The sequence below is a fragment of the Erwinia sorbitola genome (genome assembly GCF_009738185.1).
GTDB lineage: Bacteria > Pseudomonadota > Gammaproteobacteria > Enterobacterales > Enterobacteriaceae > Erwinia > Erwinia sorbitola.
In genome coordinates this window covers 3,346,537-3,372,587 of the sequence record NZ_CP046509.1, presented here as the reverse complement: position 1 = coordinate 3,372,587, position 26,051 = coordinate 3,346,537, and the positions used below count along the sequence as shown (strand labels likewise).

The 26,051-nt window shown below is 53.9% G+C and carries 29 protein-coding genes; 11 read left to right on the top strand and 18 right to left on the bottom strand.

Features of this window, described 5'->3' with window-relative positions; genetic code table 11:
• Positions 1-50 precede the first annotated feature (50 nt).
• From GN242_RS15260 to GN242_RS15215, 10 genes are all read right to left on the bottom strand, one after another.
• Positions 51-545, bottom strand: coding sequence for a hypothetical protein (locus GN242_RS15260; RefSeq protein ID WP_154752213.1), 495 nt, complete (start codon positions 543-545; stop codon positions 51-53).
• Positions 542-832 (bottom strand): hypothetical protein, encoded by a 291-nt coding sequence (locus GN242_RS15255; RefSeq protein ID WP_154752212.1) that lies wholly within the window; start codon positions 830-832, stop codon positions 542-544. Before GN242_RS15255 ends, GN242_RS15260 begins: the two co-directional genes overlap by 4 nt.
• Positions 829-4,461 carry a hypothetical protein gene (locus tag GN242_RS15250; RefSeq protein WP_156287777.1) on the bottom strand — a complete coding sequence of 1,211 codons (3,633 nt, stop codon included), beginning with the start codon at positions 4,459-4,461 and terminating at the stop codon, positions 829-831. Before GN242_RS15250 ends, GN242_RS15255 begins: the two co-directional genes overlap by 4 nt.
• Before the next feature lie 33 nt (positions 4,462-4,494).
• The gene (locus GN242_RS15245) at positions 4,495-4,860 is read right to left on the bottom strand and encodes a hypothetical protein (protein ID WP_154752210.1); all 366 of its coding nucleotides are present in this window, start codon (positions 4,858-4,860) and stop codon (positions 4,495-4,497) included.
• Positions 4,861-5,002: 142 nt separating this feature from the next.
• Positions 5,003-5,371: a hypothetical protein gene (locus GN242_RS15240; protein WP_154752209.1), complete on the bottom strand. Its 369-nt coding sequence runs from the start codon at positions 5,369-5,371 to the stop codon at positions 5,003-5,005.
• 185 nt (positions 5,372-5,556) lie between these two features.
• A complete protein-coding gene (locus GN242_RS15235; RefSeq protein WP_156287776.1) occupies positions 5,557-6,021 on the bottom strand; it encodes a hypothetical protein in 465 nt (154 codons plus the stop codon).
• A 145-nt stretch (positions 6,022-6,166) separates the two neighbouring features.
• The gene (locus tag GN242_RS15230; protein WP_156287775.1) at positions 6,167-6,670 is read right to left on the bottom strand and encodes a protein disulfide oxidoreductase; all 504 of its coding nucleotides are present in this window, start codon (positions 6,668-6,670) and stop codon (positions 6,167-6,169) included.
• Entirely contained in the window at positions 6,667-7,386 is a 720-nt protein-coding gene (locus GN242_RS15225) for a DsbA family protein (protein ID WP_156287774.1), read from the bottom strand. Before GN242_RS15225 ends, GN242_RS15230 begins: the two co-directional genes overlap by 4 nt.
• Complete coding sequence (locus tag GN242_RS15220) at positions 7,383-9,416, bottom strand: protein-disulfide reductase DsbD family protein (protein ID WP_156287773.1); 2,034 nt, start codon at positions 9,414-9,416, stop codon at positions 7,383-7,385. Before GN242_RS15220 ends, GN242_RS15225 begins: the two co-directional genes overlap by 4 nt.
• 46 nt (positions 9,417-9,462) lie before the next feature.
• A complete protein-coding gene (locus tag GN242_RS15215; protein WP_154752204.1) occupies positions 9,463-9,828 on the bottom strand; it encodes a copper resistance protein in 366 nt (121 codons plus the stop codon).
• Between the two features lie 179 nt (positions 9,829-10,007).
• Between GN242_RS15215 and ymcF the strand changes: the two genes are divergently transcribed.
• Both ymcF and GN242_RS15210 read left to right on the top strand, forming a co-directional pair.
• Positions 10,008-10,193: a cold shock small protein YmcF gene (gene ymcF, locus GN242_RS21985; protein WP_445224723.1), complete on the top strand. Its 186-nt coding sequence runs from the start codon at positions 10,008-10,010 to the stop codon at positions 10,191-10,193.
• 70 nt (positions 10,194-10,263) lie between these two features.
• Positions 10,264-10,932 (top strand): SMI1/KNR4 family protein, encoded by a 669-nt coding sequence (locus tag GN242_RS15210; protein ID WP_197094736.1) that lies wholly within the window; start codon positions 10,264-10,266, stop codon positions 10,930-10,932.
• Positions 10,933-10,934: 2 nt separating this feature from the next.
• Here GN242_RS15210 and GN242_RS15205 read toward each other — a convergent pair whose 3' ends face one another.
• The 6 genes from GN242_RS15205 to GN242_RS15180 all read right to left on the bottom strand — a co-directional run bounded on the left by GN242_RS15205 (position 10,935) and on the right by GN242_RS15180 (position 15,613).
• The gene (locus GN242_RS15205) at positions 10,935-11,033 is read right to left on the bottom strand and encodes a YoaK family small membrane protein (protein WP_231617105.1); all 99 of its coding nucleotides are present in this window, start codon (positions 11,031-11,033) and stop codon (positions 10,935-10,937) included.
• A 123-nt stretch (positions 11,034-11,156) separates the two neighbouring features.
• Positions 11,157-12,050: an alpha/beta hydrolase gene (locus tag GN242_RS15200; protein ID WP_154752203.1), complete on the bottom strand. Its 894-nt coding sequence runs from the start codon at positions 12,048-12,050 to the stop codon at positions 11,157-11,159.
• Positions 12,051-12,067: 17 nt separating this feature from the next.
• Entirely contained in the window at positions 12,068-12,490 is a 423-nt protein-coding gene (locus tag GN242_RS15195) for an ApeP family dehydratase (RefSeq protein WP_154752202.1), read from the bottom strand.
• Between the two features lie 21 nt (positions 12,491-12,511).
• Positions 12,512-12,769 (bottom strand): phosphopantetheine-binding protein, encoded by a 258-nt coding sequence (locus GN242_RS15190; RefSeq protein ID WP_154752201.1) that lies wholly within the window; start codon positions 12,767-12,769, stop codon positions 12,512-12,514.
• Between the two features lie 115 nt (positions 12,770-12,884).
• Complete coding sequence (locus GN242_RS15185) at positions 12,885-14,393, bottom strand: phytoene desaturase family protein (protein WP_156287772.1); 1,509 nt, start codon at positions 14,391-14,393, stop codon at positions 12,885-12,887.
• Positions 14,393-15,613, bottom strand: coding sequence for a beta-ketoacyl-[acyl-carrier-protein] synthase family protein (locus GN242_RS15180; protein WP_156287771.1), 1,221 nt, complete (start codon positions 15,611-15,613; stop codon positions 14,393-14,395). Before GN242_RS15180 ends, GN242_RS15185 begins: the two co-directional genes overlap by 1 nt.
• 369 nt (positions 15,614-15,982) lie before the next feature.
• Here GN242_RS15180 and fabG point away from each other — a divergent pair, with 369 nt between their 5' ends.
• Complete coding sequence (fabG, locus tag GN242_RS15175; RefSeq protein ID WP_154752198.1) at positions 15,983-16,741, top strand: 3-oxoacyl-ACP reductase FabG; 759 nt, start codon at positions 15,983-15,985, stop codon at positions 16,739-16,741.
• Here the strand turns inward: fabG and GN242_RS15170 are convergent.
• Both GN242_RS15170 and GN242_RS15165 read right to left on the bottom strand, forming a co-directional pair.
• Positions 16,731-17,225, bottom strand: coding sequence for an acyl-CoA thioesterase (locus tag GN242_RS15170; protein WP_154752197.1), 495 nt, complete (start codon positions 17,223-17,225; stop codon positions 16,731-16,733). The genes fabG and GN242_RS15170 overlap by 11 nt on opposite strands.
• A gap of 4 nt (positions 17,226-17,229) precedes the next feature.
• The gene (locus tag GN242_RS15165) at positions 17,230-17,607 is read right to left on the bottom strand and encodes an ApeI family dehydratase (RefSeq protein ID WP_154752196.1); all 378 of its coding nucleotides are present in this window, start codon (positions 17,605-17,607) and stop codon (positions 17,230-17,232) included.
• Positions 17,608-17,974: 367 nt separating this feature from the next.
• Between GN242_RS15165 and GN242_RS15160 the strand changes: the two genes are divergently transcribed.
• From GN242_RS15160 to GN242_RS15125, 8 genes are all read left to right on the top strand, one after another.
• Entirely contained in the window at positions 17,975-18,406 is a 432-nt protein-coding gene (locus GN242_RS15160; protein ID WP_154752195.1) for an OsmC family protein, read from the top strand.
• Positions 18,407-18,574: 168 nt separating this feature from the next.
• Positions 18,575-19,039, top strand: a complete 465-nt coding sequence (locus tag GN242_RS15155) for an RcnB family protein (RefSeq protein ID WP_156287770.1) — start codon at positions 18,575-18,577, stop codon at positions 19,037-19,039.
• A gap of 302 nt (positions 19,040-19,341) precedes the next feature.
• Complete coding sequence (locus GN242_RS15150) at positions 19,342-19,803, top strand: hypothetical protein (RefSeq protein ID WP_231617104.1); 462 nt, start codon at positions 19,342-19,344, stop codon at positions 19,801-19,803.
• A 128-nt stretch (positions 19,804-19,931) separates the two neighbouring features.
• Complete coding sequence (locus GN242_RS15145; protein ID WP_156287769.1) at positions 19,932-20,834, top strand: homocysteine S-methyltransferase family protein; 903 nt, start codon at positions 19,932-19,934, stop codon at positions 20,832-20,834.
• Between the two features lie 59 nt (positions 20,835-20,893).
• Entirely contained in the window at positions 20,894-22,438 is a 1,545-nt protein-coding gene (locus GN242_RS15140; protein WP_154752192.1) for an ABC transporter substrate-binding protein, read from the top strand.
• A gap of 6 nt (positions 22,439-22,444) precedes the next feature.
• Entirely contained in the window at positions 22,445-23,434 is a 990-nt protein-coding gene (locus GN242_RS15135) for an ABC transporter permease (RefSeq protein ID WP_156287768.1), read from the top strand.
• Between the two features lie 70 nt (positions 23,435-23,504).
• Complete coding sequence (locus GN242_RS15130; RefSeq protein ID WP_154752190.1) at positions 23,505-24,314, top strand: ABC transporter permease; 810 nt, start codon at positions 23,505-23,507, stop codon at positions 24,312-24,314.
• A gap of 3 nt (positions 24,315-24,317) precedes the next feature.
• Positions 24,318-25,910, top strand: coding sequence for an ABC transporter ATP-binding protein (locus GN242_RS15125; RefSeq protein ID WP_156287767.1), 1,593 nt, complete (start codon positions 24,318-24,320; stop codon positions 25,908-25,910).
• Positions 25,911-26,051: the final 141 nt, after the last annotated feature.

Sequence of the window (26,051 nt, the reverse complement as noted above, 5' to 3'; positions counted from 1 at the left end):
TAGGGGAAGTGAGGATTTCGCCGCAGTGCTTCAGCTCAGGATTTCAGCGTTCAGCCCGCCGGACTGCCCGCTGGCGTTTCTGATGAACCGATCTCCACGCCGATGGTTTCCAGACTCAGCACATTCAGAATGCTGATTGGCTCCAGCGGTGTCATGGTGACGCCGAAACGGTACTCGCCGGTGGCAGTATTGACCGAGAGCACCGTAATAGTGATCACCGCCGATAAAATCCCGTTGAGGGCATCCTTGATATTTTTCACCACCAGCGGCGAGTCCGGCAGTTTGCCGATCATGTCGCCCAGCTCTTTTGCCGTTAACGGCACACTAAAGGTTTCGTTCAGCCAGTCGAGAAAATCATTGATGCTGCCGAGCGCCACGGGCTGCGCCAGCTGGAAGTTGATCCCTTTTTTGATATTGTCGATATCCTGGCTACTAATCGCCACGGACTGTCCATTGATCAGAAATGAGCTGCTGATTGCCACTGTCACCGCGTTCCCGGCGGGGGAACCTGCGGGAGAAGCTGTTACCGCCAATTTGGTCATCATGCCTTCCTCTTGTGGACTAACGGTTTACTGCCGGTTTTATCGGAATCACGAATCTCGATCCGAATATGGGTGACGGTAAAACGGCTCCCGGCCAGCGGCTGCCATTCACCTTCGATCTCGATGCTTTGCGGCAGCGGGCCTGGTTCCGGCGCACCGTTGACCAGTTTTTGCCACAGTGCCACTACCGTTTTTGCCCAGCCTTTTAACGGTAAAACCGGCAGAGAGAGGCCATAGTTCTGGTTAAGCCACAGCATCACATCGTTGACCGTCTTTTCTGTTGCTTTCATCGCGCCCCCTGAGGAGTGGCATTTTGCGGTTGAGCCGAGAGGAACCACGCCAGATTATTGCCATTGGTGGCTTCTTTTTTACCGGGGGTTGTTGCTCCGGCAAACACCATAAAATCAATCAGCATGCCAGGCGGGAAGCGGTAGCCGAAGACACTGAGCTGAATGTTGTTGAACAAAAAGGCATAGACCGTTTGACGGCCATCATCGAGATCCACCTTCAGCAGATTGGCATCACCAAAGGTGGTTTTCAGAATCCCCTCCAGCTCAAAGCCGCCTGCCCCGGCCGACAGCTGCGGCAGCTGGACGAACAGCGCTGCGGCGTCGTTATCCGGTACGGTGGCAGACGGCCCCCAGGCGAGGATCACTTTGGCATTCAGCCTGGCATTGGCACCTAGCGCCCCCAAAGAGCCAAGCAACATGTCGAACTCCAGCGCATAGCGTGCCGAACTGGTGACATATGAAACGGGTACTGCCGGGGTCACTTTCGGTGAAACAGGTGCATCCGGTGAGGAGAGGATCGTGGGTACGGAGAGGGCGGGAGGGGTATGCCCCTCCAGCTGTAAAATATTGACGCTGGTGGCGCTGAGTTTTGCCGCATTAAGCGGTGAACCGCCTTCGGCGCTGAGAAAGCGTGAGAACTTTAGAGGAATGCTGTACATCAGGCTATCGGGGCGGATGGCCTCATTTTTTGGCTGTGCGCTGAGTTTACTGATATCCAGCATCACCGTTTTACTGCCCGGTTCGCTGGATCCTGTCTCGTCCAGGGTGAACTGAATATTGACCGCCAGCCCTGACAGCGCCAGTCCTTCGCTGTCGTTACCGTAGGAGAACAGATCCAGACCGTCACTATTGGGGAAGGGATCGGCGTTAAACCACAGCTGTCCGGAGAGGATAAACTGCGCCACCACGATGCTGCTGTTATCGCCACTGCCCGGCGTACTGCTGACCGGAACCAGCGAGGCTCTGTCGAGCCTGATATGGTCAATAACCTGGGTGGCACTCACGGTGGCAGGCTTAATGCGATAGGTAAAGCCGCTGTCGCTGATAAAGATCACCTGCCCGACGCCATCGCTATTGGCCTGATATTTACCTTTAATGCTTAACGTATTCGGATTGATATTTGGGCTGGCAGTGCCACCATCCTGTTTGATAACCGCCCGGCCAAACAGCTGATTCAGCGTCAGCCCCACCGTGGTATTGAACTGGGCGATAGCCGAGTTACTGAAGACCACGATCAGTTTTTCCACCTCATAATCCACCGGCTGTTCCTGCACCGCAGGGCTGGCCATATGGCTGGCACCATCATAGAAAATCACGCCAAACAGCGATGTTTTTTTAATTCTGAGCTGCTCAGGTGATGCGCTGTGGCCAAAGAGATTGCCCTGAATACCAATATGGTGCGCGCGCAGCCCGCCGTTGATCCCACCCAGCAGCATTTGCAGGTCGGCTGGCATCCCGTTACCGTTGATTCTGGCATTGAAAAACAGCACGCCCGTCCACTCTTTATCGTTGACGATACGGTTGAAGTTTTCAAAAGGATCGTTTGGTGCCAGCGACTCAGCCTGCGCAAAGGCGATAGCACTTTGTAACGAGCCGGATACGGCGGCGGGGTTGCGATTATACCGTTTTGCCGCCGTCCATAAGCCGTGGCGCTGGCTCAGTTCATTGAGTGTGGCGGTTGTGTTGAACTTAAATACCATAATCGTCTGCCCGTCCAGCAGCGACATATCGAACTTAAAGCCACCCACCCACGTTATGCTGTGAAACAGCCAGTCGGCACCGGGGAGTGTGACCACATAAAACAGCTGATTCTGCGTCAGGGTCAGCGCCAGATCTCTGGGAAAACCCGTGGGAGAGTCGTTCGACAGAAACTGTAAAAAACTCTGCGGTTCCGGTGGGCTGGCATCCTCATGCGCCTCTTCCATCGCCAGCGTCAGGCTGTTCCAGCGACCATCGCTGTTCACGTCAATCAACACCCCCTGAGGGTTGGTGACGCTGATCAGGTTCGCTGAGGGAAGCGTGGCATTCTGCGGTATAAATACCGGGCCGTCGGAATTAATCGTCAGTGCACTGTGGCGTGCGGCACCAAGAATTGAGGCCTCAAAGCGGGAGAAGTCGGCGCTGCTGGCGGCCGGGTTAAGCATGCCGTTGCCTGCACTGCCGCCATAGGGTACCCACGGAAAGAGGGCACTGGTGGTGAAGGTTTCCAGCAGCACATCAATAGCGATGGGAAACGGCTGTCCGGGCATGTCGCCAAAAAAGCTGGCGGAGGCAGGCTGGCCAAAATAGCATCCGGGAGCGGCCAGCTCCTGCCACTGCGCCCAGGAGGTGGTGCAGGCTGCTGTGAGGATCTCATCTTGATCTTCATCCGGCGCGGGTTCACCGGGGGATGCTGCCAGGCTAAAAGCCTGCGCCCGGCCGGGCTGATGATTAATAAAGCGCAGGGTATCGCCGCTATTGATGCGAAAAAATTCGCGGGTAAATAGCCCTGGCATCACCTGAAGTAGCGCCGGCTGTTCAGGTGAACTGGCAGCGGTCAGGTGATAATCACCCACCGGAGAGAGATAGAGTTCGCAGCCTGACGGCGAAGCAGCGGCCGGTCGCAGGGAAAAGGCAAATCCAGCCCCCGTTGCCATTGGAGCAGGCGAAATGCCGCTCATCGGGTCAACCGGCTGTAATTGCAGCGCCGCGCCGTTGTTAGTGAAAAAATAATCTGTCAGCAGACTGGTGGCCTGGTTTTTCCAGCTGATTTTGCCAATCAATCCGGTGGTATCGAACTGAAAACGGCTGGAGCCAGCCCGCAGCGGCAGCAGAGGATTGAGCCAGACAGCGAAAGCGCAGTACTCCCCTGACTGGAACGGTATTGCCGGGTAGAGAGGATATTGCAGCAGATCCGTGCGGGACTGGCCAACGGTATAGCTGAAGTTACAGCCGAAACTCGCGGTCAGCAGATTCAGATCCAGCCCGACGCCGAAGCTGAGGCTGCCTGCGGCAGGGCCATCCAGATAGAGATTTATCAGCCAGCCGTCACTGCGATAGCCCAGCGTTTGCTGTACCTGATAGTAACTCAGGGTGACCAGATCGAGATCGGCGCTTTTAGTGCTGAACTGGATCACCGGATAACCGTTAACCTGCGTCAGATCGGCGCGGATCCCACTCTGTAAACTGAGAGATAAACCATCCCAGTCCAGCGTCATTGCTGCCGCAATGGTATTAAAGCGCCCGACCTGCTGCGTGCTGATGCTGCCGACCGCCGTCAGAATCTTTGGATCGGGTAGCCATAAAATAGTATGTGCACGGCTGGTAGAGGCTGGTAGCGGCGGAAATGCCTGACGGGCATCGATGACAAACTGCAACGCCTGCTGTGGGTTTATTTCGCTTTGGGTAAAAAAGTACCAGCCAGAAAGTGTGCTCCAGCTGCCCGTCAGCGTTATCTCTGCTGCATCTTTATTTAACGTCTGCGAGAGAATAGCTGTTTTTTTCTTACCGGGTTTTTTTAATAGTTTGCTGGTTTCACTCACAAGAAAATAGACCCATAGCGGGCTGGTATCGGCATCAGGCAACGCCGGTGCGGCAATTAAATAGAGTCCGGGGCAGATCTCTTCTAATGACGTGGCTGGGCTGGACATTGGAAACGGACTCCCAAAATAGATTAAATTTATCTAGGGTAATGAGATGGCCTGAATAAATTGCCCACCATTACACACCACCGCACCAAGATTTTTTGCATCTTTCCAGTAGAGATAAATCTGCACCGAGCTGACACTGGTCGCTTCAGGGATAATCACGGCTAACGTTGCGGATGCTGCCGCTCCGCTGCTGGCCGGATAAAGTGTAAGCTGATTGCAGCCCAGCCCAAGAACGCCCTGCGGCGGGGTGCTCTGGTTAATAAAGGTGGGATTGATCCCTGGCGGTAATGGCACCCAGTCAAAAGTATCACTGGTGCTGGCTATCGGGATATAAGTGCCATTATTAATGCTGAACATTAATTTAACGCTGCTGGCATTAAAAAAGTTAACACTCGCCATCGCCAACTCCCCGTCGAAATATTTTCATCTGGAGCGTTTAAATACAATATTTACCCGGCCTGAATAAAATAATAATCAGGCCGGATAAAAGCCCACGATAGATAATCGGGAGCTGTTTAAGGTATATACACCAGTGTTGTTATCAGGAAGTCTTTTCGCTTGATACCTGAATAAACTGGCCACCGTTCAATGCGGCCCAGGCGACGTTCTGTGCATCTTTCCAGAACAGGTAAAGCTGAAGTGAACTGACGGTCACTTCGGTAGGAATTTCGAGTACGAAATTAACGCTGGAACCCGGTCCGCTGGTAGAGGGATACAGTGTGATCATGTTTGCGCCCAGCCCCAGCTGGCCACTGCCAGGATTGGTATTATTGACAAAGGTGGGGGCTGTGGCGGGGGCACTGGGTACCCAGCTGGTACCGTCTGCCGGGGGGAGACTAAAAAAATCGCCGTTATTGACACTCACTGAAATCTTTACAGCAGATGCGTTGAAAATATATGCGTTTGGCATGATCTTTTCTTCCTGTTATCGCGCTGCGGCGCTTAACGATGGCTCATTAAGCGGATATGTTTTCAAAATCAGTTTTGGTGAGAGGTGACAGGCTGTTATTTCATTAAGAATGTTCTGAATACTCCGGCCCGCGAGATTGAGTATACGTTAGGGCTTATCATTCGCAATAAAATCATAAATTATTTTTACATGTTGATTTGTACCTGATGCCCCGTCTGAAGCAGAACAGCGCTGCGAGCCGCGCCGGATAAAGCCGGACTGGTGCTGGTGGTCACACTGGTGATGTCATGGGTAACGATCGAGGCCTGAAAAGGCTGGCCATCCTGCAACGCCACCAGGGCCACGCTGGTAGCACTTTTCCAGAACAGATAAAGTTGCAGCGAATTGATCGGAATTTCTGTGGAGATTTTGAGCGTACACACCCCTGAGTCCGCAGGGCCACTGGTATCAGGATAAATAGTAATGCTGTTGTCTCCCAGATGAAGCTGCCCAGGCCCCGCCACTGTTTTGTTAATAAAATCAGGTTCCGCCTGCGGCTGGGCCGGGATCCATGACGGCTGACTTGCGGCCGGGACAATAAAATAATCCCCCTGATTGACGCTGATATGGATAGCTGACTTGCTGGCATTGAAAATTACAAACTGGCTCATAGACTGTTGATTCTCCTGAAGGCAACGGGCGGGAGGGTTGTTTTAGATTAGTACTGGTAATGTTATTGCTCACACTTTGCACAGATTTATTTCCCCCCGTCAATATAGCGAGACGGGCGACAATATATCCGCCCGCCTCCTGCGATCAGCGCCAGCCTGCCCACCACAGCCGCAGTTTTATGCCCCAGCTGCTGGTAAAGCCTGAGGTGGAACTTACCACCCTGCCTTTATCAATGATCACCAGCGTTGGCGTGACGCTTACCTGCCAGCTGGCTGAAAGCCTGCCGTCCTGGTCGTTAATCAGCGGCATTCGATACTCTTTTGCCTGTAAGTAGCGCTCAACTTTGGCATCCTCGCCGGAGCGCAATACGATGCCAATTACGTTGCTGCCATCCTCCGCCATCGCCGCTACCGCTGGCGTGGTAAAACGGCAGATATTGCACCAGCTGGCCCAAAAATAGACCAAAAGCGGGCGCTCCTGGCTCAGGGTACTCAGCGTGACCTCTCTCCCGTCAACGGTATGCATTGGCTGGTCGGCAAAGGCCAGCGGCACCTGTGGGGCACGCCAGCTGTCCATCACCCAGATCATCACCAGCATCAGCAGCGCCAGCACCAGCAGATCGCGCCCCCAGCGTTTCAGGCGGCTCATGGCGTCTGCGCCAGCTGTTGTTTCACCAGGCTTTCCAGCTCCTCCCACGAGACGGCTCCGGGCAGCAGATGGTTGCCAATCAGCGTGGCAGGAGTGCCTTCAATCCCCAGATGCTGTGCCAGCTTCAGGTTAGTATTGACCGTCTCCAGACTCTGCTTATCCGGCTGCTCAATGGTGATGCCAAGCTTCTGTTCAGCGGCCTGAATACTGGCGTCGTCGTGGTAGCCTTTCTTCGCCATCAGCCGCTGGTGCAGTGCCAGCCAGCGATCCGGCTGTTGCTGCCAGAGTGTCAGCACTTCGCGTGCAGCGGTTAATGAACTCTCGGAACGATACGGCAGCGGCTTGATGATCACTGCGACATCAGGGTTTTTCTGCACAATTTTTTCCAGCAGCAGATCGAACTGTTTGCAGTAAGGGCAGTTGTAATCGGTAAATGAAACCAGCGTCAGTTTGGCGTTCTTTGCACCGATACGCGGCGATCCTGCGTCCTCATACAGCGCGGCTTTATTCTGCTCAATCACCTGCCCGATAACATCGGCCTGCTGTTTCTGCGTCTGTTGTTGGTAAGCATCGGCGGCTTCAGAGAGAATTTGCGGGTTTTCCACCAGTGTTTCACGGATCAGCTGTTTAATACGCGCTTCCTGTTCCGCAGTAAACGGCGCAGCGGCCCACAGGGGAGTGGTCACCAGTAACAGGGCTGTCAGGGATTTTTTCATTGTTCAGTTCCTTTGGCATCATCCAGGATTTTCAGCAGGTCGGCACGGTCAAGCAGCGGAGAGAGCACCACTCCGTGCGGGACGCCCGGGCCATAAATTTGATTAAAGGGGACGGCAGCGCTGCCGCGTTGTTGCAGGAAACGGGCGATCTCAGCCGAAGGACGGCTCCAGTCACCGCGTAGGGTGACGACGTCATCCGCCAGCAGCGCCTGCTGCACATCATCGCGCAGCAGTACGTTATATTTATTGGCTTTACAGGTCACACACCAGTCGGCGGTGACATCGATAAACACCCGCTTTCGGGCATCCAGCGCCTGGCGGATTGCCTGTTCCGATAGCGGCTGCCAGTTGAGCCGATCCTGCAACGCATATTTTGCCGGCGTGTTGCCGCCATAAAAGCCAGCCTGCCACAGGCCGCCCGCAGTGAGTAACAGCACCGCCACTACGCTGCCCGTGCGCCGGATGCCCCACTGTTTTATCAGTGCGGCCAGCAGCAGCAGGGCGATTATTGCTGCCACGAGCAGAGTTGCGGTGAAGCCAATATGATTGACCAGCAGGCTGATTAACCAGAAGCAGGAACCAAGCATCAGCATACCTAACAACGTCTGTAGCCCATTCATCCAGCGCCCCGGACGCGGCATTTTCAGCGCCAGCACAGGCCAGGCGGCAATCAACAGCCAGGGCAGACTCATGCCAATGCCAAGGGCAACAAACATCACCCACAGCAGCGGCAGCGGGGCCGCCAGCGCAAAGGCTACTGCCGTTCCCAAAAAAGGAGCCGAGCAGGGGGTCGCCAGCAGAGTGGCAAACGCCCCCTGGCAGAAATGCCCGCCCAGCCCCCGGCCGGAATGGGTGGCCAGCCGGGTATTGAATGCGGAGGGCAGGCGCAGATGCAGCAGGCCGAACAGGCTGGCACTGAACAGCAGCGTCACCGCTACCATCACGCCAATAAACCACGGGTTCTGGAACTGAATACCCCAACCCAGGGCGTGATTACCCAGGCGCAGCGCTGTCATCAGCAGTGCCAGCGCCAGAAACGAGGCAATAATCCCGGCACTGGAGGCGAGGAACTGCAAGCGAACGCTGCGACGATCGCGCCGTTCAGCATGGATAATCGTACCGAGTTTCATCCCCAGCACCGGCAGCACACAGGGCATCAGATTGAGGATAAATCCCCCCGCCAGCGCTATCAGCAGCATCTGCCAGAACGGTACTGCCGGGGAATTAAACGGCACACCTGCACTGACCGGCAGGGTGATTTGTTGCGCCAGACCACCATCGGCCAGCACCAGTGAGAGGTTTTTCCCGGCGATATCCGGCGCGCTGTCACCCCATTCATCACTGACCGGTATATGTGCCACCAGCTGCGATCCGTTAAGGGTGAAACGCGGCTCGCCAAAGCTGGCACCTTCCAGCGTATCAATAAACAGTGCAGGGTGCTGCCAGCCGTCCGGACGACCGGCGATAATCTGTAGCTCACCCTGCTGATAACCCGCTGTAACGCTGTCAGTCAGACCGCTTTCAATCGGCACGCGGCCCATCGCCTGGGCGTAATCATGGGCGAACGACACATCCGCAGAGGCGGCCAGATCGAGGCTGAACGGGTAATCGGTCAGGATACAGACGTTACTACAGGTGGAGAGCGTCAGGACTCCGGCAAGGTTGTCCGGCACCGGGCCGGATAGCGTAATCGGTAGCGTTACCCGCTGATGATAACCCTGGGTGCTGATACCGGCGACGTCAAAACGCTGCGGTAACGGCCAGAACCAGCGGGCATTGATTGCGCTGTTTTGCCAGCGGATCTCTGGGGCAATACCGCCTTCACCCGGCGAGCGCCAGTAGGTTTTCCAGCCGTCCTGCAACTGAATATCCAGCAGGATAAGGGTGCGGTCAGCCTGGGAGTGGTCGGCGCGCAGGCGCACCTGAGCGTGGCTGTTTTGCGGATTTTGCAGCCAGCCGCTGTCAGCCGCCTGAAGCGCAGGTAGCCAGAACAACAGCAGGAGAGCAAAGCTCCTGATAAGCGTAAACATATTATTTCTCCGTAAATGATAAAAAAAGGCCGGGGTAAGCGGCGTATCATTCGCGGAAATTACAGTGCAGAAGGTGGATGCGTAGCAGCGGAGCGCGAGTGCTGCGCGGCGGAGGAAAAATCAGTGGAAGAGTGCAGCGTACTGCCAGCACCAACAGCAGTATTGCTACAGCCGGAAGGGCGCTTTCAAACAGCAGCGGCATCGCCAGCAGCAGAGTTTTTCCACTTAGCTCACAGGGGGAGGTGGCGGGTTCGTCAGCGCTATTTGGCAGGGTATCGCCAGTGCTGGAGGAGGCAGGTGCCAGGGGCATTTGCAGGGCGTGCAGGCTCGCCACGCGCTGTGCCATACAGACCAGTATGACCAGGCACGCGAGTGCCAGAAAACCCCCTGCAATGCGTTGCCGTGTTGCCATTACCCGCCCCAAAAGAAATAAGCGCCTATCTTAACCAGGCGGTCGCGTTTGACAATGGTCGCGCGTGTAAACTTTTGTCTGCTATCCGATCGGATATACCTGTTTCAGGTGCTGTTACCCTGCAAAGATAAAACAGACGGCATGTAAAAAGTGTGTTAACGTCATCTCTCTTAAATTAAATTTCTCTTAAAATAAAAATATGTAGGTCTATTATCCAAAATATTAAATATCAGTGCCCGTCTTGTCACGGATGTCAGTACCGCTTTTCACCTTTCAGTATCACCGCTAAAAATCCCCATGGTGCCAACTGCATTTTCTGTAAAGCACAGATGGTTTGTCTGCCCGCTGCGGCTGTAGCTGCGTAGAGCTAAAACCTTTCAAGCGTTTTCCCCTGGCCTGTTGTTGATGTTAACCTTAGCGGCTTACCACCGTTAAATGTCGACATCTCAGGGCCGTATGATGACCACCTCAACTGCAAAACTTCTCTCCCTCTGTAGTGACAGCCTTGCTGCCGCCCCGCAGGATATGCACTTCACTACCACGGTTAACCCCGCGCTGGTGGAAGAACTGCGTCAAATGCTTATCCAAAAAAACGGCTGCTATGGTTTTGTTTCTGCACTCCATATCTTCCCCTGGCAGGCTACCGACAGTGAACACGGCCTGCAACAGTGGAACCAGCCGGAACTATGGATAGATGCGTTTCAGGATATGGCGCGCGATGCGCTGTTCTTTGCAGAAGATATCTTTGGCGTGCAGTTTTGCCTGCGGCAGGATGGCGTGTTCAGCTTTGAGCCAGAAACGGGCGAGTTTAGCTGGCTGGCAGCAAGTCTGGAGCACTGGAGCGCCCTGATTCTGGAAGAGTATTCCGTGTTGACCGGCTATCCGCTGGCGCAGGACTGGCAGGATCAGCATGGCGCACTGCCTGCTGGCTGCCGTCTGGTGCCCAAAACACCGTTTATTGCCGGCGGTGAGTTTGTGCCGGAAAATCTTCATGCGGTACGCAGCGAAGAGGGCATGCGCAGCCGTGCTCAGTTTGCCGTTCAGATCAGGAATCTGCCTGACGGAACGCGCATTGCTGTCACTCCATCCGATCCGGAAGAGTGATTTCAGCTGCCCGGCATTGCCGCGCCTGAGGCGATAAACCACACCAGAAATGCCATCGCGGCAACAAAAATCAGGGTCGGGGCAATGGCTCTTTTATTCACGGCATAACACCTTTCTGTGGAGTCAAAAGAAGCAGGGAGCCAGGCTCCCGGGCGGCGGCGCTGAGTGTAACATATTCAACGCGCCGCGCGGACGGCAAGATGCTGACTGCTTCTCATCAGCGCTTATGACTCAGAAGAACCTTCTGAATAGTGGCCTTCCGGTTGACCGGCGCTCCCCGGGACAGGTTTACGGGCATGCTGTGCCAGCTCATGGCGCTCCTCTTCATTTAACTGTTGATAAAAGAAACCAGCAGTTATATCCGCCACCCGATGGCGCTCCTGATCGATAGTCACCAGATGGTAACTCTGCTCCAGCCGCACAAAAACGGTTTTGCCGCCGTAATGGCGTTCAACATAGCGCGAGTTGGAGATATCTGAGAGATCGTCTTCTTGTGCATGGATCAGCAACGCGGGGGTCTTAATTTCCGGCATCACCTTTTTTGCTTCCGCAGCGATACGTAAAATCTCCCGCAAAATTACCCCCGGTGTATTGGTGTGTCCGGCGGCGGCACTGTCACCGCTCTGTAATTTAATAAGAACACGTTCACGTAGCTGTGGATTTTTAATCCCATAAGGAAATGACTCCTTAAAGCGAAAGTGGTTGCGAAATAGCGGAATATTTAGCAGCAGCGGCAGCAAGAACGATAACTTTGACACCGCCCAGCCGTTGCATTTCAGGGTGATTGCATACAGCGCCAGCCCGCGCAGCTCCGGGAACTGATGCGCCAGCAAAATACTCAGCGAGGCACCGACCGAAAGTCCGCCAGCAAAAACCACATAGCCAGCCCTGTGCAGACGCTGATATTCCACAGCGATAGCAGCCAGCCACTGTTGTCGATCGCTGTCTAATAATGCACTCATATCACTACAGTGGCCGGGTAACACCGGGATGGAAACAGTGAAACCGTAGCGATGTAAACGCATTGCCACGGAGCCCATCTCTTTGGGCGTTCCCGTCAGGCCATGAATGAGCAACACCGCAATCCGGCTCCCCTTAAAAAAAATGGCATTTGTCATTTTGCAGCACAACTCCACTATGTTTCGGCCTGATAAAATACTCTCAGCTCACCGCTGGCCAGCAGTCGCGATTCGCACTCAATACGAAAGTCCAGCAGGCTTAATTTGGCCACTTCACCGCTAATCGTGACGTAAATCATCAGCGTCTGATTGACCCAGGCATCTTCGCAGACGTTAAAATTGTTCACCCCTCCGAGCAGAGCGATAGCTGCATCTTGTCTGCCTTTGGCACTGGCACCTTTTAAGCCACAGGCCGCCTGAGCGGCCAGTTCAATAAACCCACTACGATCCAACATTCCGCTGGCGGTAAGCAGCAGATGCTGTGGATGTAGCGTGACACAGGCGGTGACCTGCTGAGGGGTGATACTCAGCAGAGAATCAATGCAGCACATACCTGCACGATGCGGGATCACCGTTTCAGCCCGTAGGGGAAATTTCATTGCTGTCCCTCTCCGGAATAATCAGCCGTGTTGTGCTGCAATAATGCGGATAATAAATTCCTGGAGCTCTCCGAGCGTTTTTATCGATACCAGTTCAGTATTTTTCCCTATGTTTATCGCAAATGCTTTTTCAAAACTCACCACCATATCCACCGCGTCCAGGCTGTCCAGACCGAGATCTTCGTAGAGAAGGGCTTCGCTAACCATATCGCCAGGTTCCAGTTCAAATTCCTGTAAAAGAACCTGATTGATTTTTTCTTTCAGAGAACTTTGATCCATTTAACTATTCCTCAAAATGATGCTGTAGATGATGCCACCTAAGGCAATAAGATTTATTTAACACTCGCTTGAACGGGAGGTCTGATTTCTTCCCGAATTTTTGTAACTTACAGATTTAACGACATATTCTGACCCCATCCAGCAAGTTCTGGTGACCAAGCGGATAACCGCAGGCCAGAAAAGCGGAGATCACCGCACCGAGTATGCCAGGGCCGGTTACTGCCTGTCCGGCCAGGTACAGCCCGGGCAGACGAGTGGTGGGCTGAGGATTAAACTGCGTCATATCATGGGCCGCGCCATACATCCCCGCATGGGGGGTGTTCAGGTATTTCTGCAAGGTCAAAGGGGTTGCACCGTCGACCATCCGCAGCGTTGCCAGCTCTGGCAGTGCCCGGTGCATGGATGCGGCCAGCTCGGCCAGTCGACGTTTTTTCTGTTGGCGATAGGCAGCCGGACGTTTACCCACCCCGCTGCCATAAAAGGCGTGATACTCGGTGGCATCACAGGGAATAACGGCGACATAATCCACCGACTCATGCGCACCGCTGTTGCCGAGTACCGAAGGGCCGGGCATAACATAAAATGGCCCCTCATTACCGTTATGCCGGGGCATAAACGCCTGCTCAAGCGGCCGATCGTGACGGCAGTACAGCAGATTTTTTTTGTCCAGCAGAGCAGGGGGATGCCGATCGCCTGTGAGATACAGCAGGTGAGCTGACATTCCGTCATACAGCTGGTGCAGGCGGCGACAGGACGCCGGGCGAAGGGCATTTTCCGGCAGCATATCCGGTAAATAGTGCGGATGGCCGGTATAAATCACCACAGAACCAGGCAGGCATTCACCGTTATCCAGCTCGACGTTTTTCAGGTTGCCATCAGCGTCGCAGTGGATTTTAGTGACGCTGTTTCCACAGGATAACGAAACGTTCTCTTCGCGTAGTCGCTGCTCAAATGAGCGCACCAGTGAAGCTCCTCCCTGTGAGAAAGTACGTACACCATTAAAGTGGCTACCGGCTACACGGGCATGTTGCAGGAATGAAACCTTACAGGGTGATACGCCGTGGTAGAGGCAGGGCACCGCCAGCAGCGTTTGCAGATAAGGGTTGCTGGTAAAGTGCGCAATAACCGCCTGCAATGAGTATTGCCAGCGCTGCTGATTTTCTTGCGGATTGCTTAATGGCCCCTGCAATGAATGGAACGTGGATGCGTTATAAGCGGCTCTGACCTCTGCCATATAGCCGCAGATACCGACTTTTTCCCCCGGAAAATCGGCGCACAGACTGGCTACCATCGCTTCAAACCCCACCGACAGCGCATATTGTCTGCCGTCCGAAAAACGTACGGTTTCAAAGTTATCCTGATCGAAGTCGAGGCACTGCAACGATTCCAAACCGAGATAGCGCAGATAGGCGCTCAGTACACCATGTGGCGACAGCTCTCCGACAAAATGCACGCCGCTATCGAAATAGATACGACTTTTCAAAAAACCGCGCATCGTTACGCCGGTTTTTTTCGCACGCTCAACCAGAGAAACCTCATAGCCATGCATCGCCAGCAATAGCGCAGAAGCCATACCGGAAGCGCCAGCACCGATGACCACAGCGGTAGGTTTATTTTTCATCATTACGCGAAACCCAGGGTCAGGCAGGAGTTGGTGCCGCCAAATCCGGCAGCATTGCACATTGCATATTTGATCGGCTGCTGGCGGGTGGTGGTAATAATATCTAACGGCTCTGAGGCCTCGTCCGGGCCGTCAAAGTTGATGTTGGGTGCCATAAAACCGTGCTTTGCCATCAGGCAGGTATAAACCACCTGCGCGGCACCGCTCATCCAAAGTTCATGTCCGGTCATCGATTTGGTAGAGGATACTGGCACGCCCTGTGGGCCGAAAATATTCGCGATACTGCCCGCCTCCATCCTGTCTCCAATCGGGGTGGCGGTGGCGTGTGCACAGACATAGGAGATATCCTGCGGCCTCAATCTGGCATTATCGAGCGCCTGGCGAATGGCCCGCCTCAGGCCGGTACTGCTGGGTGCGACGATATTTTCACCGTCAGAAGAGAAGCCATAGCTCACCACCTCTCCCCAGATGTGAGCGTTACGCTGCTGTGCAAGGTCATAACGCTCCAGCACCACAACGGCGGCCCCCCCTCCCGGCACCAGACCATCACGGCTGCGAGCAAAAGGGCGGCTGGCGGCCTGTGGAGTATCAATACGGGTGGAGAACGCGCCCAGACCATCAAAACTGCACATCGACGGCCAGTTGATCTCCTGCGCACCTCCGCAGATGATCCGATCCTGACGCCCCAGCCTGATTAAATCCGCAGCCTGACCCACCGCATGTCCGCTGCTGGCACAGGCTCCACTGAGAGTCCAGCTGGCACCCTGAGTTTTCAAAATTGCGTTAAGATTCATCGTAATAGTCGAGTTCATCGCACGAAACACCAGACTGCTGCCGAGAAGAGCGGTATTGTGGGTCTCTCTCAGGCGTTCAGTCTGTTCAACTGCTGCCAGCAGGCTGGAGTCACAGCCAAATATCAAGCCGGTGCGGTCATTGCGAATATCGTCCGGACTCAGTCCGGCATCAGCCAGCGCACACATCGCTGCTTCGGCCGCCCACTCTGCGAAAAGTGGCAGCGTCTTACGCTGTTTTCTGGTCAGAGGATAGCGCCAGGTAAAGTCTTTAATTGCCGCTGTCAGTGGGGAGATAAAACCCATTGAGGTGCGTTCCTCATCGACAACAATGCCGGAACGACCGGTATATAAAGATTCGGTTACTTCATCCAGTGACGTCCCAATACTGGAAATAATACCTAATCCTGTTATTGCAACCCGGTGTAACATAGTGCTCTCCCTGGTCTAATTCTGTTGATGAGCTTAACGTTCAGCTTCATATTAATCATTTTCAATAATTGAGAGTGAACTCTGCGTGTCTTCATTTTCAGAATAATTTATCAGGAGTGTCGGGTGCGGTAATGGAAATCACTTTATTATTTACATGCTGTTTATAATTTTATCTGGTTTTAAGTTAATGGATTGGGTGTTTAACATTTAATGTTATTTCATCGATCTTAAACAGGAAGATAAATATTTCTCTGGAATTGTTTTTATTTTTATTCTTTATGGAGTGTAAGATTTTATCAATTTAACCAACAGTAAAGTTTATTTAGGGTAGTTTAAAAGCGAATTTTTATGACGATTAAGGAGAGCAGAATGGAGACAGTTAAGGCACCGACGGTGCCAGGTGGGAAAATTGCGTTAGTCACCGGGGCGAGCAAAGGCATTGGTGCGGCTATTGCCAGGCGACTGGCCCATGATGGATTCACGCTATGGGTTAATTACCACCGCGATCATACAGCTGCACAAAGTGTGCGTGCAGATATCCTGGCTGCGGGAGGGGAGTGTCAGCTGCTATCGTTTGATGTGTCAGATGCTGAACAGTGCCGCAGTGTGTTGCTCCCGCTGATTGAGCAGTATGGCCCGCCTGAAGTGCTGGTCAACAATGCCGGATTTGCCAGCGACAGCGTTATCGCAATGATGCAGTTGGAGGATTGGAACCGCGTACTGGCGGTACATCTGGGAGGATTCTTCAACGTGACCTCATCGGTGATTGCGGCGATGTTGCGTTGCAAACATGGGCGAATTATCAATATCGCGTCCACCTCCGGGCAGACCGGTGTGGCCGGGCAGGTGAACTATTCTGCGGCGAAAGCTGGATTAATTGGCGCTACCCGCTCTTTAGCGGTGGAGCTTGGACGGCGCAATATTCGGGTAAATGCGGTAGCGCCCGGGTTTATTGCTACAGATATGATCGCCGGGCTGCCGCTGGAGAACATCAGCGCAACCATCCCACTGCGCCGGGTCGGGCAGCCTGAAGAGGTGGCTGCCGTCGTCAGTTTTCTTGCGTCCGATGAGTCGAGCTATATAACCGGGCAGGTAATAGGCGTTAACGGCGGGATATTTACCGGGTGAAGCCGTTAGTCAGTTGTCCCTGCTTCCAGCGCTGACAAAATTCAGCATAAAAGGCGGGCTGTTCAATGAGATAGCCCCCACCTGGCTGGGCGAACATCTGCACGGTGAAGCCGCTGGCGACTTTTTCGCTACGGTTATTAATGATCTGATAGGACATATTCATGCGCGCCGCCTCGCACCAGTGCAGGCGTACAAGGATCCGGCAACGCTCGCCAAACTCCAGTGGTAAATGATAGTTAACATAAAGCTGCTTAATTGGCGCGGGTGTAAGTTCGCGCTTAAGCGTGGAATAGCCAATGCCGAAGTGCTCACCCAGCGCGACGCGGGCATCTTCAAAATAGCTGGCGTAATGTCCGTGCCAGACAATGGCAAGAGCATCAACTTCATCGAAACGAGCAATGCGTTCTACCTCAAACTCCAGCGGGGCAGGAGCGGGCGAGCCATCAAGACAGTATTGTGAATCTCTCCATGGGAAACGTCTCATGATATTAAAGCGCTCGCTGGAGTGAAAAGGAGAGCATGGCACACAGGTTATTATTGGCTGAAATAACAGCCTGATACCTGTTTTCGTTGCCGCGTTGTTCGACGCGCACCGTCACATTATCTTTTGGTCTGATTGACTGGAGGAATTTACAGCGCTTGATACAGTGAACTAACCCGCTACCGCCCTGAGCCGCGGTATAACGCGCCAGCATAATTTGCACAATACCGGGTAAAATTGGGTTACCTGGAAAATGTCCCTGAAAACCAATAAATTCGGCAGGGAAATAAAAGTCTGCCGTTATTACATGAACACCTGATTGAGTTGTTTTCAATGACGGAGGAGAAGTTACTGCATCAATGAGTTCGTCAAATAGTGCCGACATAAAGCCCTCGCTGTAGTAAATGGGATGACGGCCAGCTGGCAATAAAAGCTAAAAAAGAGTGGTGATTGCTTATGGCCTTATGGTCATCAGAGTTAAACAATATTTTTTGACTTTATTACCACAGGTTATTATTTTTCTCTTTAACTTAAAATGGGTTTTAAATCTATCGCCTCTCAGACACAGAGAGCTACTGATGTAAACTTTCCCTGTAATCCGGTTTATTTAGGGGATGATGATGCTTCTCCAGTTTCAGGGTGAGGCGAGTGCGCCATGGATGGTGAGAAACCAGGCATTCAATGGCTTGCCGCCGTCGTTTCCCGGCACAGCGTCTATACTGGTAGCTGATGTTAAATAACCGGAGAATAAAATGACCATTCATAAGAAAGGACAGGCGCACTGGGAAGGCAATATCAAGCAGGGTAAAGGTACCATCTCAACTGAGAGCGGCGCATTAAGTCAGCAGCCGTATGGTTTTAATACCCGTTTCGAAGGCAAAGCGGGTACGAACCCGGAGGAGCTGATTGGTGCCGCGCATGCTGCCTGCTTCTCCATGGCGCTCTCTTTGATGCTGGGCGATGCCGGTCATACCCCGGAAAGTATCGATACCACTGCTGATGTGTCGCTGGACAAAGTTGACGGTGGTTTCGCCATCACCAAAGTTGCCCTGCAAAGTAAAGTGAAGCTGCCGGGCATTGAAAAAGCGGCTTTTGACGAAATTATCCAGCAGGCAAAAGCCGGATGCCCGGTGTCGAAACTGCTCAGTGCTGAGATCACCCTCGACTATCAGCTGGAAAACTAAGCCTCAAACAGATGTTTTAACCATGCAAGAGTAAGGAATCTGTTAAGGCTGTGAAAAAATGGCGCTAATTACCTGCGTTTAGGAGTTCGTGAGATAGGGAAGTGTTGTGGTATCCCCGATATTGATGTTGCGGCAGTTATCAGGCCGTGAGCAACCGAGGATAACAAAATGAAAAACACAGCACTGACATTGATAATTGGCCTTTTTACAGCAGGCAGCCTTTTCTCCAGCTTCTCCTATGCCGATGGCCCGGGTAACGGCCCTGACCAGCCGAGGTATCAGAGTGGTGGTCACAACAGCCGTGGAGATAGCCCGCACGGTCGCGATGATCGTCATGACGATCGCGATCATCGCGACCATGGTAATCCTGGCGGTCGGGGGCACGACGATCGCGGCAGATATGACGATCGCGATCACTTTGCATGGAACGGCCATGACTTCCGCCGTGGTCATCCCGCTCCCGAGCGTTATCGTGGGGATGATTACCGCGTAAACGACTGGCGTGACCGTGGTCTTGACGAACCGCCTCGCGGTGAGCACTGGGCCTACGTTGACGGCAATTATGTGTTGATTGCGGCAGCGACCGGTGTGATCACCTCGATCATACTCGGCAACGTTTTAGGTCATCGTTAAAGTCTCCCTTGCCGGTGGCGCCCGCCGCCGGCAATACTGTTTCTTATTCATGCTGCCTCTAACGTGATTGCGTAACTCATTAATTTAAAATATTTTTTTATCTTCCTCGTTGCATAGCGTTGCATTTCAATTTTACGGCACAGGCCGCAAAAGAGTGCCTCCCACCGGCTTGTTTTCACCTCTCTGCTTCATCTAATATTCTTCTCTCGGGATGAACTATGTTCAATTTTCTGGTCGGCTGGTCGCCATTCAGGCCAGCACGATAATTCACTTTTTAGCTGCAACCTCAGGGAGAAAGAGCCATGGAAACCCGCGTAGGGAAGTTGGAAGGGCACGTCAGTATTTTGCAGAAGGATGTCGGTATCTTGCAGAAGGATGTCGGTATCTTGCAGAAGGATGTCGGTATTTTGCAAAAGGATGTCGGCATCTTAAAGAATGATGTCGGTATTTTGCAGAAAGATGTCGGTATCTTAAAGAATGATGTCGGTATTTTGCAGAAGGATGTGGGGATATTGCAGAAAGATGTCGGCATCCTGCAAAAGGATGTCAGCATACTTAAGGAGGATGTCAGCACCCTGAAAATAGATGTTGCGGTGATCAAATCCAACTATGCCACCAAAGAGGACATTTTTCGGCTGGACAATAAATTGGAGGGATTGCGTACTGAACTGCACCAGTCACTGGTGACGCAAACCAAGTGGTTTGCCTCCTCGCAGCTCGGCCTGCTCGCTCTGGGGCTTGGTCTGGCAAAACTGCTGTTTTAATCGTTTTTCGGCCTGTTCCACGCTGCCGTATATAACTATCCCGAATTTCACCTTATAGACGTCTGGACATGTAGCCATCAATTTATGTAGCATGCAGACATTAGAAAATTCTGAACGGGAACAGGCCGATGACGCAGCATATAAAAATTCTGGATGGTGGCATGGGGCGCGAGCTGGCCAGGATAGGTGCACCTTTCCGTCAGCCAGAGTGGTCAGCACTGGCCCTCTATGAAGCACCCCAACGCGTTCGCGAAGTCCACGACAGCTATGTGGCTGCCGGGGCGGGTACGATAACCACTAACAGCTATGCCGTCGTCCCTTTTCATATCGGTGACGTGCGATTTTCCGCTGACGGTCAGCGTCTGGCCGCACTGGCTGGTGAGTTAGCGCGAGATGCCGCTAATGCTGCCGCACATCCTGTTCAGGTGGCAGGCAGCTTACCGCCAGCGCTCGGGTCATATCGCCCCGACCTGTTTGAAGCATCGCGCGCGCTGGATATCCATCGTGTGCTGGTAGCAGCGCAGTCACCCTATGTTGATATCTGGCTGGGTGAGACCATCAGTTCTATTGCTGAAGCAGAGGCTATTCATCAGGCGCTATCGGGCCATTCACAGCCTTTGTGGCTCTCCTTCAGCCTGCATGACGATCCTGAACAGCCGAAGACAGCCAGCACCTTGCGCTCAGGGGAAAGCGTCTCCGCTGCGGTGACCAGAGCGGTTGAGCTGGGGGCGGAGAATATTCTGTTTAACTGTAGCCACCCTGAGGTAATGCTGTCAGCGGTACAGCAGGCTGTGGCTACGCTACAACGGCTTGGATCTGCTGCTGGCGTTGGCGTATATGCCAACGCTTTTGAGCATGGCAGCAACGGCGGTGGTGCCAATGAAGGCCTGAGCGGTTTACGTAAAGACACCCACCCTGAAGGCTACCTGCACTGGGCGCAGGAGTGGGTTGCTGCCGGAGCAACACTGGTAGGCGGCTGCTGCGGTATTGGCCCGGAACATATCCAGCGCCTGGCCTCTGCATTTAAATAAGCACCAGATTCTCTACCGCTGCGGCGGAAAAATAAAAATATCAGGAAAAAAACAACATCATGAATCGTCGCGACTTTATCAAAACTACCGGCGCACTCTCTGTCGCCGCCGTCTGTTCCGGCCTGCCATTACACTCATTATGGGCGGCAGAAACCGCTCCTGTTACGCCAAAGAAAGGCGGTCATCTGATTGTCGGTATGGATAATGCTTCCAGCACAGACCGTCTTGATCCGGCCTTCTGGTTTGAGTCCTATATGTATTTTGTCGGCTCGCAGCTGTTTAACTGCCTGGCTGAAGTCGATGAGCAGGGTAAAATCACACCGTCACTGGCTGAAAGCTGGGAAAGCAGCGATGGAAGCAAAACCTGGGTACTGAACATTCGTCAAGGTGTGCAGTTTCACGATGGCCGTACTCTGACAGCGAAAGATGTGGTCTATTCACTGAACCACCATCGCGATGAGAAATCGAGCTCATCGGTGAAGGGCTATCTGGAGCCGGTTGTGTCACTTGAAGCGACCTCACCAAACCAGGTAACTATCAAGCTGAAAGAGCCAAATGTAGAGTTTATTGCGCTGCTGAGTGACGTGCATTTTGCTATTACCGCCGAAAACGAAAGTTTCGATAAAGGCATCGGTACCGGGGCATTTATTCTGGAGAGCTTTAAGCCGGGCGTACGCACGTTGGTGAAGCGCAATCCGAATCACTGGAACCCGGCTCGCGGTCATGTAGACTCCGTTGAAACGCTGGCAATGAATGACTCTACTGCCCGTGTGGCAGCCCTCGCCAGCGGTTCTGCGCATATCATTAACCGCGTAAATCCGCGTATTGTTGAACGTCTGAAGAATATTCCAACCATCCAACTGCTGCGCTCACGTGATAGCCAGATTTTCACCTTCCCGGGTCTGGCGACGGCAGCGCCCTTTAATACTCTGGATGGCCGCCTTGCACTTAAATACGCCATCGATCGCCAGCAGATTATTAAAACCGTGCTGGGCGGCTACGGCACGGTCGCCAACGATAACCCGATTTTTCCGTCCAGCCCCTATTTTGCCAAAGATATCCCGCAGCGTCCTTACGACCCGGAAAAGGCTAAATATCACTGGCAGAAAACCGGCTTCAGCGGGCCGCTGGTACTGTCGGTAGCTGAAGCAGGCTTCCCGGGGGCAGTCGATGCAGGGCAGCTGTATCAGAACTCGGCTGAACGCGCCGGTATTCCATTGAAGGTGGAGCGTGTGCCTGATGATGCCTTCTGGGATAACGTCTGGATGAAGAAGCCATTTGTCTCCTCCAACTGGTCGCTGCGCCCGACGGCGGATGCTCTGCTGTCTCTGGTGTTTACCAGCAATGCGCCGTGGAATGAGTCACAGTGGAAAGAACCAGCCTTTGATCAGCTGGTCACAGCGGCGCGTGGCGAACAGGATGAGCAGAAACGTCGTCAGATTTACCACGATATTCAGGTGATGCTGGTGGAGAAGGGCAGTGAAATCATTCCGCTGTACGCCGATGCGCTGGACGCCGCCAGCCGTAAAATCCATGGCTTCGTTGCCATTCCGGGCTTCACCATGAGCGGTAACCGCGCCGCAGAAAAAGTGTGGTTTGCATAACCGCGAATGAGTGATTTTAGTGAACGTCAAAGGAAGGGCAACTTTCCCCTGTTAAAACTGACGGCCCAGCGTCTGCTGGCTGGCGTGGTGATGCTGCTGGTGGTGTCGATACTGATCTTCGCCGGTATTCAACTGCTGCCGGGCAGTGCTGCTACGGCCATCCTCGGGCAGACCGCAACGCCACAGGCGGTGGCGGCGCTAAACCAGCAGCTTGGTCTGGATCAGCCGGCGTTTAGCCGCTATCTGGCCTGGCTGGGCGGCGTGCTCCACGGTGATTTTGGTCACAGCTTTACCAGCCGTGAGGCCATCGCACCGGTGCTGCTGGATCGTCTGGCAAATACCCTCTCGCTGGCATTTTTCACCGCCATTGTTGCGGTGCCGCTGGCGCTGGTCATCGGCTTTATTTCGGCACGTTATCAGGGAAGCTGGATTGACCGCCTGCTTAACCTGTTTACCCGTGCAGCGGTCTCTTTACCGGAGTTTTTCTCAGGCTATCTGCTGATTCTGATCTTCTCTATCACCCTGTTCTGGCTGCCCAGCAACAGCAGTATTGCTGACGATATGCCGCTTACTGACCGGCTGCTTGCTATTGCGCTGCCCTGCCTGACGCTGATTTTTGCCATCCTTGGGCATATGAGCAATATGACGCGTGCGGCGCTGGTCAGCGCGCAGAATGCTGCCTATGTCGATACTGCGCTAATGAAAGGGCTGTCGCCATCAGCCATTCTGTTTCGTCATGTATTGCCAAACGCCTGGGGGCCAATCATTAACGTAATTGTGCTTAACCTTGCCTGGCTGATGGTCGGCGTGGTGATAGTTGAAAATGTCTTTGTCTACCCGGGGCTGGGGCAGTATATGGTGGACAGTATCAGCAAACGCGATATCCCGGTGATTCAGGACTGTGCGCTGCTGCTGGCGGGAATTTATATCCTGCTCAATCTGCTGGCAGATATCGTTGCCCTGCTGGCAAACCCGCGCCTGCGCCACAGCCGCTAACCGATAGCCATGCTTTATATCCTGACGGTGCCCGATGGGGCTGGCAGGGGTTTACAAGGAACTGATGTGGATGTTTAGGCTGAAACTTGCTGTGCTTCCCGGTGCTACCGGGCTGCTGCTGTTCATTTTTGTGGCACTATTTGCCCCGTGGCTGGCCCCTTATGCACCCGGTGAGGTGGTAGGCAGCGCCTGGAGTGGCGTCACGCCAGAAAACTGGCTGGGTACTGACAATCTCGGGCGCGATCTCTTTTCGCGTTTGATCTGGGGTACCCGTACCTCACTGAGCGTTAGCGCGGTAGCTACGCTGCTGGCCTTTGCCATCGGCACCTTCCTCGGTTTTCTCGCTGGTTATTATCGCGGCTGGGTAGATCAGCTCATCTCTCGTATTAACGATATTCTGATGGCCATCCCGACGCTGATCTTAGCTCTCGTAGTGCTGGCGATGCTGCCGAAAACCATTCCGGTGATTGTGGCGGTGCTGGGGATCCTCGAATCAACCCGTGTGCTGCGCGTGGCACGTTCACTGGCGCTGGATATTGCCTCCCAGGAGTTTATCGAAGTGGCGCGCCTGCGCGGCGAGCGATTAGGGTGGGTGCTGTGGCGTGAGATTTTGCCGAACGCATTTACTACCCTGGTGGCAGAGTTTGCTCTGCGCTTTATCTTTATTCTGCTGTTCCTGTCGGCGCTCTCTTTCCTTGGGTTGGGCATTCAGCCACCAACCGCCGACTGGGGCGGTCTGGCGCGTGATAATAAAGACGGTATTCTGTTCGGTGTTTGGGCTGCCCTGATCCCCGGCGCCGCAATCGCTCTGCTGGCACTGGCATTAAACAGCGTAGCTGACTGGCTGTTAAGTCAGCATAGCCGAAGCTGGCAGGAGTAGAAGATGAGTGAACAAGCGTTGTTAAGCGTTAAGAAATTGCGGGTCACCGCCGGTGATGCGGTGCTGGTTGAGAACATCTCATTCAACCTGCATAAAGGCGAGGTACTGGGGCTGATTGGCGAGTCTGGCGCTGGAAAATCGACTATCGGCCAGGCCGTCCTGGGCCATTTTCGCCACGGAATGACACTGAGCGGCGGACAGATCCATTTTTCCGGACAGGAACTTACCGCGCTGTCGGAGCGTCAGTGGCGTAAAGTGCGCGGGGCAAAAATAGCCTATGTAGCGCAGTCGGCCAGCGCCGCTTTCAACCCGGCGAGGAAGATCGGTGAACAGGTAATAGAGAGTGCCATTCGCCACCGTGTATTTAACCGGCAGGAGGCAATCCGCCGCGCTGTTGAAATCTTCGCCCAGCTGCAACTGCCGCAGCCGGAGGAGTTTTTTCACCGTTTTCCACACCAGGTCTCTGGTGGTCAGCTGCAACGAGCGATGATTGCGATGGCAATCTGCGCCGGACCGGAGCTGATTGTTTTTGATGAACCCACCACCGCGCTGGATGTAACAACCCAGCTGGAAGTGCTTAAAGCCATTCAGCAAATAATCCGCCTGACCGGCGTTGCCGCACTTTATATCAGTCACGATCTGGCCGTGGTGGCACAGCTTAGTCAACGCATTATGGTGCTGCGCCAGGGGCGCGAGGTAGAAAGCGGCGAGACGGCGGAGCTGCTGGCTCAACCTGCCCAGGCGTACACCCGTGAGCTGTTGCACAGCCACGGTGAACCTCACCAACCGCGTAGCGTAACGCTACCGCTGTTAAGCCTGCGCGAAGTGAATATTGGCTATCACGGCGCGCCAGTGCTGCATGGGGTTTCGCTGACGGTGGGGCGCGGACGTACGCTGGCGCTGATCGGCGAATCAGGTGCGGGAAAATCGACCCTTGGCCGGGCAGTGTGTGGTCTGGTGGCTCCATCAGCAGGGGATATTACGTTCAATGGTCAGCAGCTGCCGCCACAGCTGCGCCAGCGTTCGCGTCAGCAGATGCAGACCATTCAGATGATTCACCAGCATCCCGATACCGCACTTAACCCGCGCCTGACAATCGGTCTGCAAATTGAGCGGGCGATGGTATGTCTGACGGCACTGTCGGCGCAGCAGCGCCAGGCCCGGGTGGCAGAGCTGCTGGAGAAGGTGGGGCTGTCACCTCTGCTGGCCGGGCGCTATCCACATGCACTTTCCGGCGGCCAGAAGCAGCGCGTATGCATCGCGCGGGCGCTGGCGGTGGAGCCTGAACTGATTGTCTGCGATGAACCTACCTCAGCACTCGATCCGCTGGTCGGGCGTGAAGTGCTGGCGCTGCTTAAAAAGTTGCAGCAGGAAACCGGCGTTTCGCTACTGTTCATCACCCATGATCTGCACGTGGTCAGAGCGGTAGCTGACGAAGTCATGGTTTTACGTTATGGCCGTGTGGTGCGGCAGGGGCGCCTGGAACAGGTATTTACTGCGCCGCTGGATGACTATACGGAGCGTCTGCTGCGGGCTGTGCCGGAAATGCGCGCCGGCTGGCTTGAGGAAGCGAGTGCATCCGTCGCGTCCAGTTAAAATAAAGTGAAAAGAGCGGCGTAATGAATAAAGTTACGCTGCTGAATTACCGATAACCCTGTGTGAGGGCCAGCCAGGACTGGCCTACAAAACTCACTCTTCTTCAGCTGCGATCAACGTCAGGCAGCGAGGATCATTTAT

What these genes read in the sequence shown, in the direction of transcription:
- GN242_RS15260 (WP_154752213.1), bottom strand. Translation starts at nt 545, where the DNA reads ATGATGACCAAATTGGCGGTAACAGCTTCTCCCGCAGGTTCCCCCGCC.
- GN242_RS15225 (WP_156287774.1), bottom strand. Translation starts at nt 7,386, where the DNA reads ATGAAAAAATCCCTGACAGCCCTGTTACTGGTGACCACTCCCCTGTGG.
- GN242_RS15230 (WP_156287775.1), bottom strand. Translation starts at nt 6,670, where the DNA reads ATGAGCCGCCTGAAACGCTGGGGGCGCGATCTGCTGGTGCTGGCGCTG.
- GN242_RS15210 (WP_197094736.1), top strand. Translation starts at nt 10,264, where the DNA reads ATGTCGACATCTCAGGGCCGTATGATGACCACCTCAACTGCAAAACTT.
- GN242_RS15130 (WP_154752190.1), top strand. Translation starts at nt 23,505, where the DNA reads ATGTTTAGGCTGAAACTTGCTGTGCTTCCCGGTGCTACCGGGCTGCTG.
- GN242_RS15215 (WP_154752204.1), bottom strand. Translation starts at nt 9,828, where the DNA reads ATGGCAACACGGCAACGCATTGCAGGGGGTTTTCTGGCACTCGCGTGC.
- GN242_RS15180 (WP_156287771.1), bottom strand. Translation starts at nt 15,613, where the DNA reads ATGTTACACCGGGTTGCAATAACAGGATTAGGTATTATTTCCAGTATT.
- GN242_RS15240 (WP_154752209.1), bottom strand. Translation starts at nt 5,371, where the DNA reads ATGCCAAACGCATATATTTTCAACGCATCTGCTGTAAAGATTTCAGTG.
- GN242_RS15235 (WP_156287776.1), bottom strand. Translation starts at nt 6,021, where the DNA reads ATGAGCCAGTTTGTAATTTTCAATGCCAGCAAGTCAGCTATCCATATC.
- GN242_RS15190 (WP_154752201.1), bottom strand. Translation starts at nt 12,769, where the DNA reads ATGGATCAAAGTTCTCTGAAAGAAAAAATCAATCAGGTTCTTTTACAG.
- GN242_RS15150 (WP_231617104.1), top strand. Translation starts at nt 19,342, where the DNA reads ATGGAAACCCGCGTAGGGAAGTTGGAAGGGCACGTCAGTATTTTGCAG.
- GN242_RS15200 (WP_154752203.1), bottom strand. Translation starts at nt 12,050, where the DNA reads ATGACAAATGCCATTTTTTTTAAGGGGAGCCGGATTGCGGTGTTGCTC.
- fabG (WP_154752198.1), top strand. Translation starts at nt 15,983, where the DNA reads ATGGAGACAGTTAAGGCACCGACGGTGCCAGGTGGGAAAATTGCGTTA.
- GN242_RS15220 (WP_156287773.1), bottom strand. Translation starts at nt 9,416, where the DNA reads ATGTTTACGCTTATCAGGAGCTTTGCTCTCCTGCTGTTGTTCTGGCTA.
- GN242_RS15185 (WP_156287772.1), bottom strand. Translation starts at nt 14,393, where the DNA reads ATGATGAAAAATAAACCTACCGCTGTGGTCATCGGTGCTGGCGCTTCC.
- GN242_RS15125 (WP_156287767.1), top strand. Translation starts at nt 24,318, where the DNA reads ATGAGTGAACAAGCGTTGTTAAGCGTTAAGAAATTGCGGGTCACCGCC.
- GN242_RS15195 (WP_154752202.1), bottom strand. Translation starts at nt 12,490, where the DNA reads ATGAAATTTCCCCTACGGGCTGAAACGGTGATCCCGCATCGTGCAGGT.
- GN242_RS15170 (WP_154752197.1), bottom strand. Translation starts at nt 17,225, where the DNA reads ATGAGACGTTTCCCATGGAGAGATTCACAATACTGTCTTGATGGCTCG.
- GN242_RS15255 (WP_154752212.1), bottom strand. Translation starts at nt 832, where the DNA reads ATGAAAGCAACAGAAAAGACGGTCAACGATGTGATGCTGTGGCTTAAC.
- GN242_RS15250 (WP_156287777.1), bottom strand. Translation starts at nt 4,461, where the DNA reads ATGTCCAGCCCAGCCACGTCATTAGAAGAGATCTGCCCCGGACTCTAT.
- GN242_RS15245 (WP_154752210.1), bottom strand. Translation starts at nt 4,860, where the DNA reads ATGGCGAGTGTTAACTTTTTTAATGCCAGCAGCGTTAAATTAATGTTC.
- GN242_RS15160 (WP_154752195.1), top strand. Translation starts at nt 17,975, where the DNA reads ATGACCATTCATAAGAAAGGACAGGCGCACTGGGAAGGCAATATCAAG.
- GN242_RS15155 (WP_156287770.1), top strand. Translation starts at nt 18,575, where the DNA reads ATGAAAAACACAGCACTGACATTGATAATTGGCCTTTTTACAGCAGGC.
- GN242_RS15135 (WP_156287768.1), top strand. Translation starts at nt 22,445, where the DNA reads ATGAGTGATTTTAGTGAACGTCAAAGGAAGGGCAACTTTCCCCTGTTA.
- GN242_RS15145 (WP_156287769.1), top strand. Translation starts at nt 19,932, where the DNA reads ATGACGCAGCATATAAAAATTCTGGATGGTGGCATGGGGCGCGAGCTG.
- GN242_RS15140 (WP_154752192.1), top strand. Translation starts at nt 20,894, where the DNA reads ATGAATCGTCGCGACTTTATCAAAACTACCGGCGCACTCTCTGTCGCC.
- GN242_RS15165 (WP_154752196.1), bottom strand. Translation starts at nt 17,607, where the DNA reads ATGTCGGCACTATTTGACGAACTCATTGATGCAGTAACTTCTCCTCCG.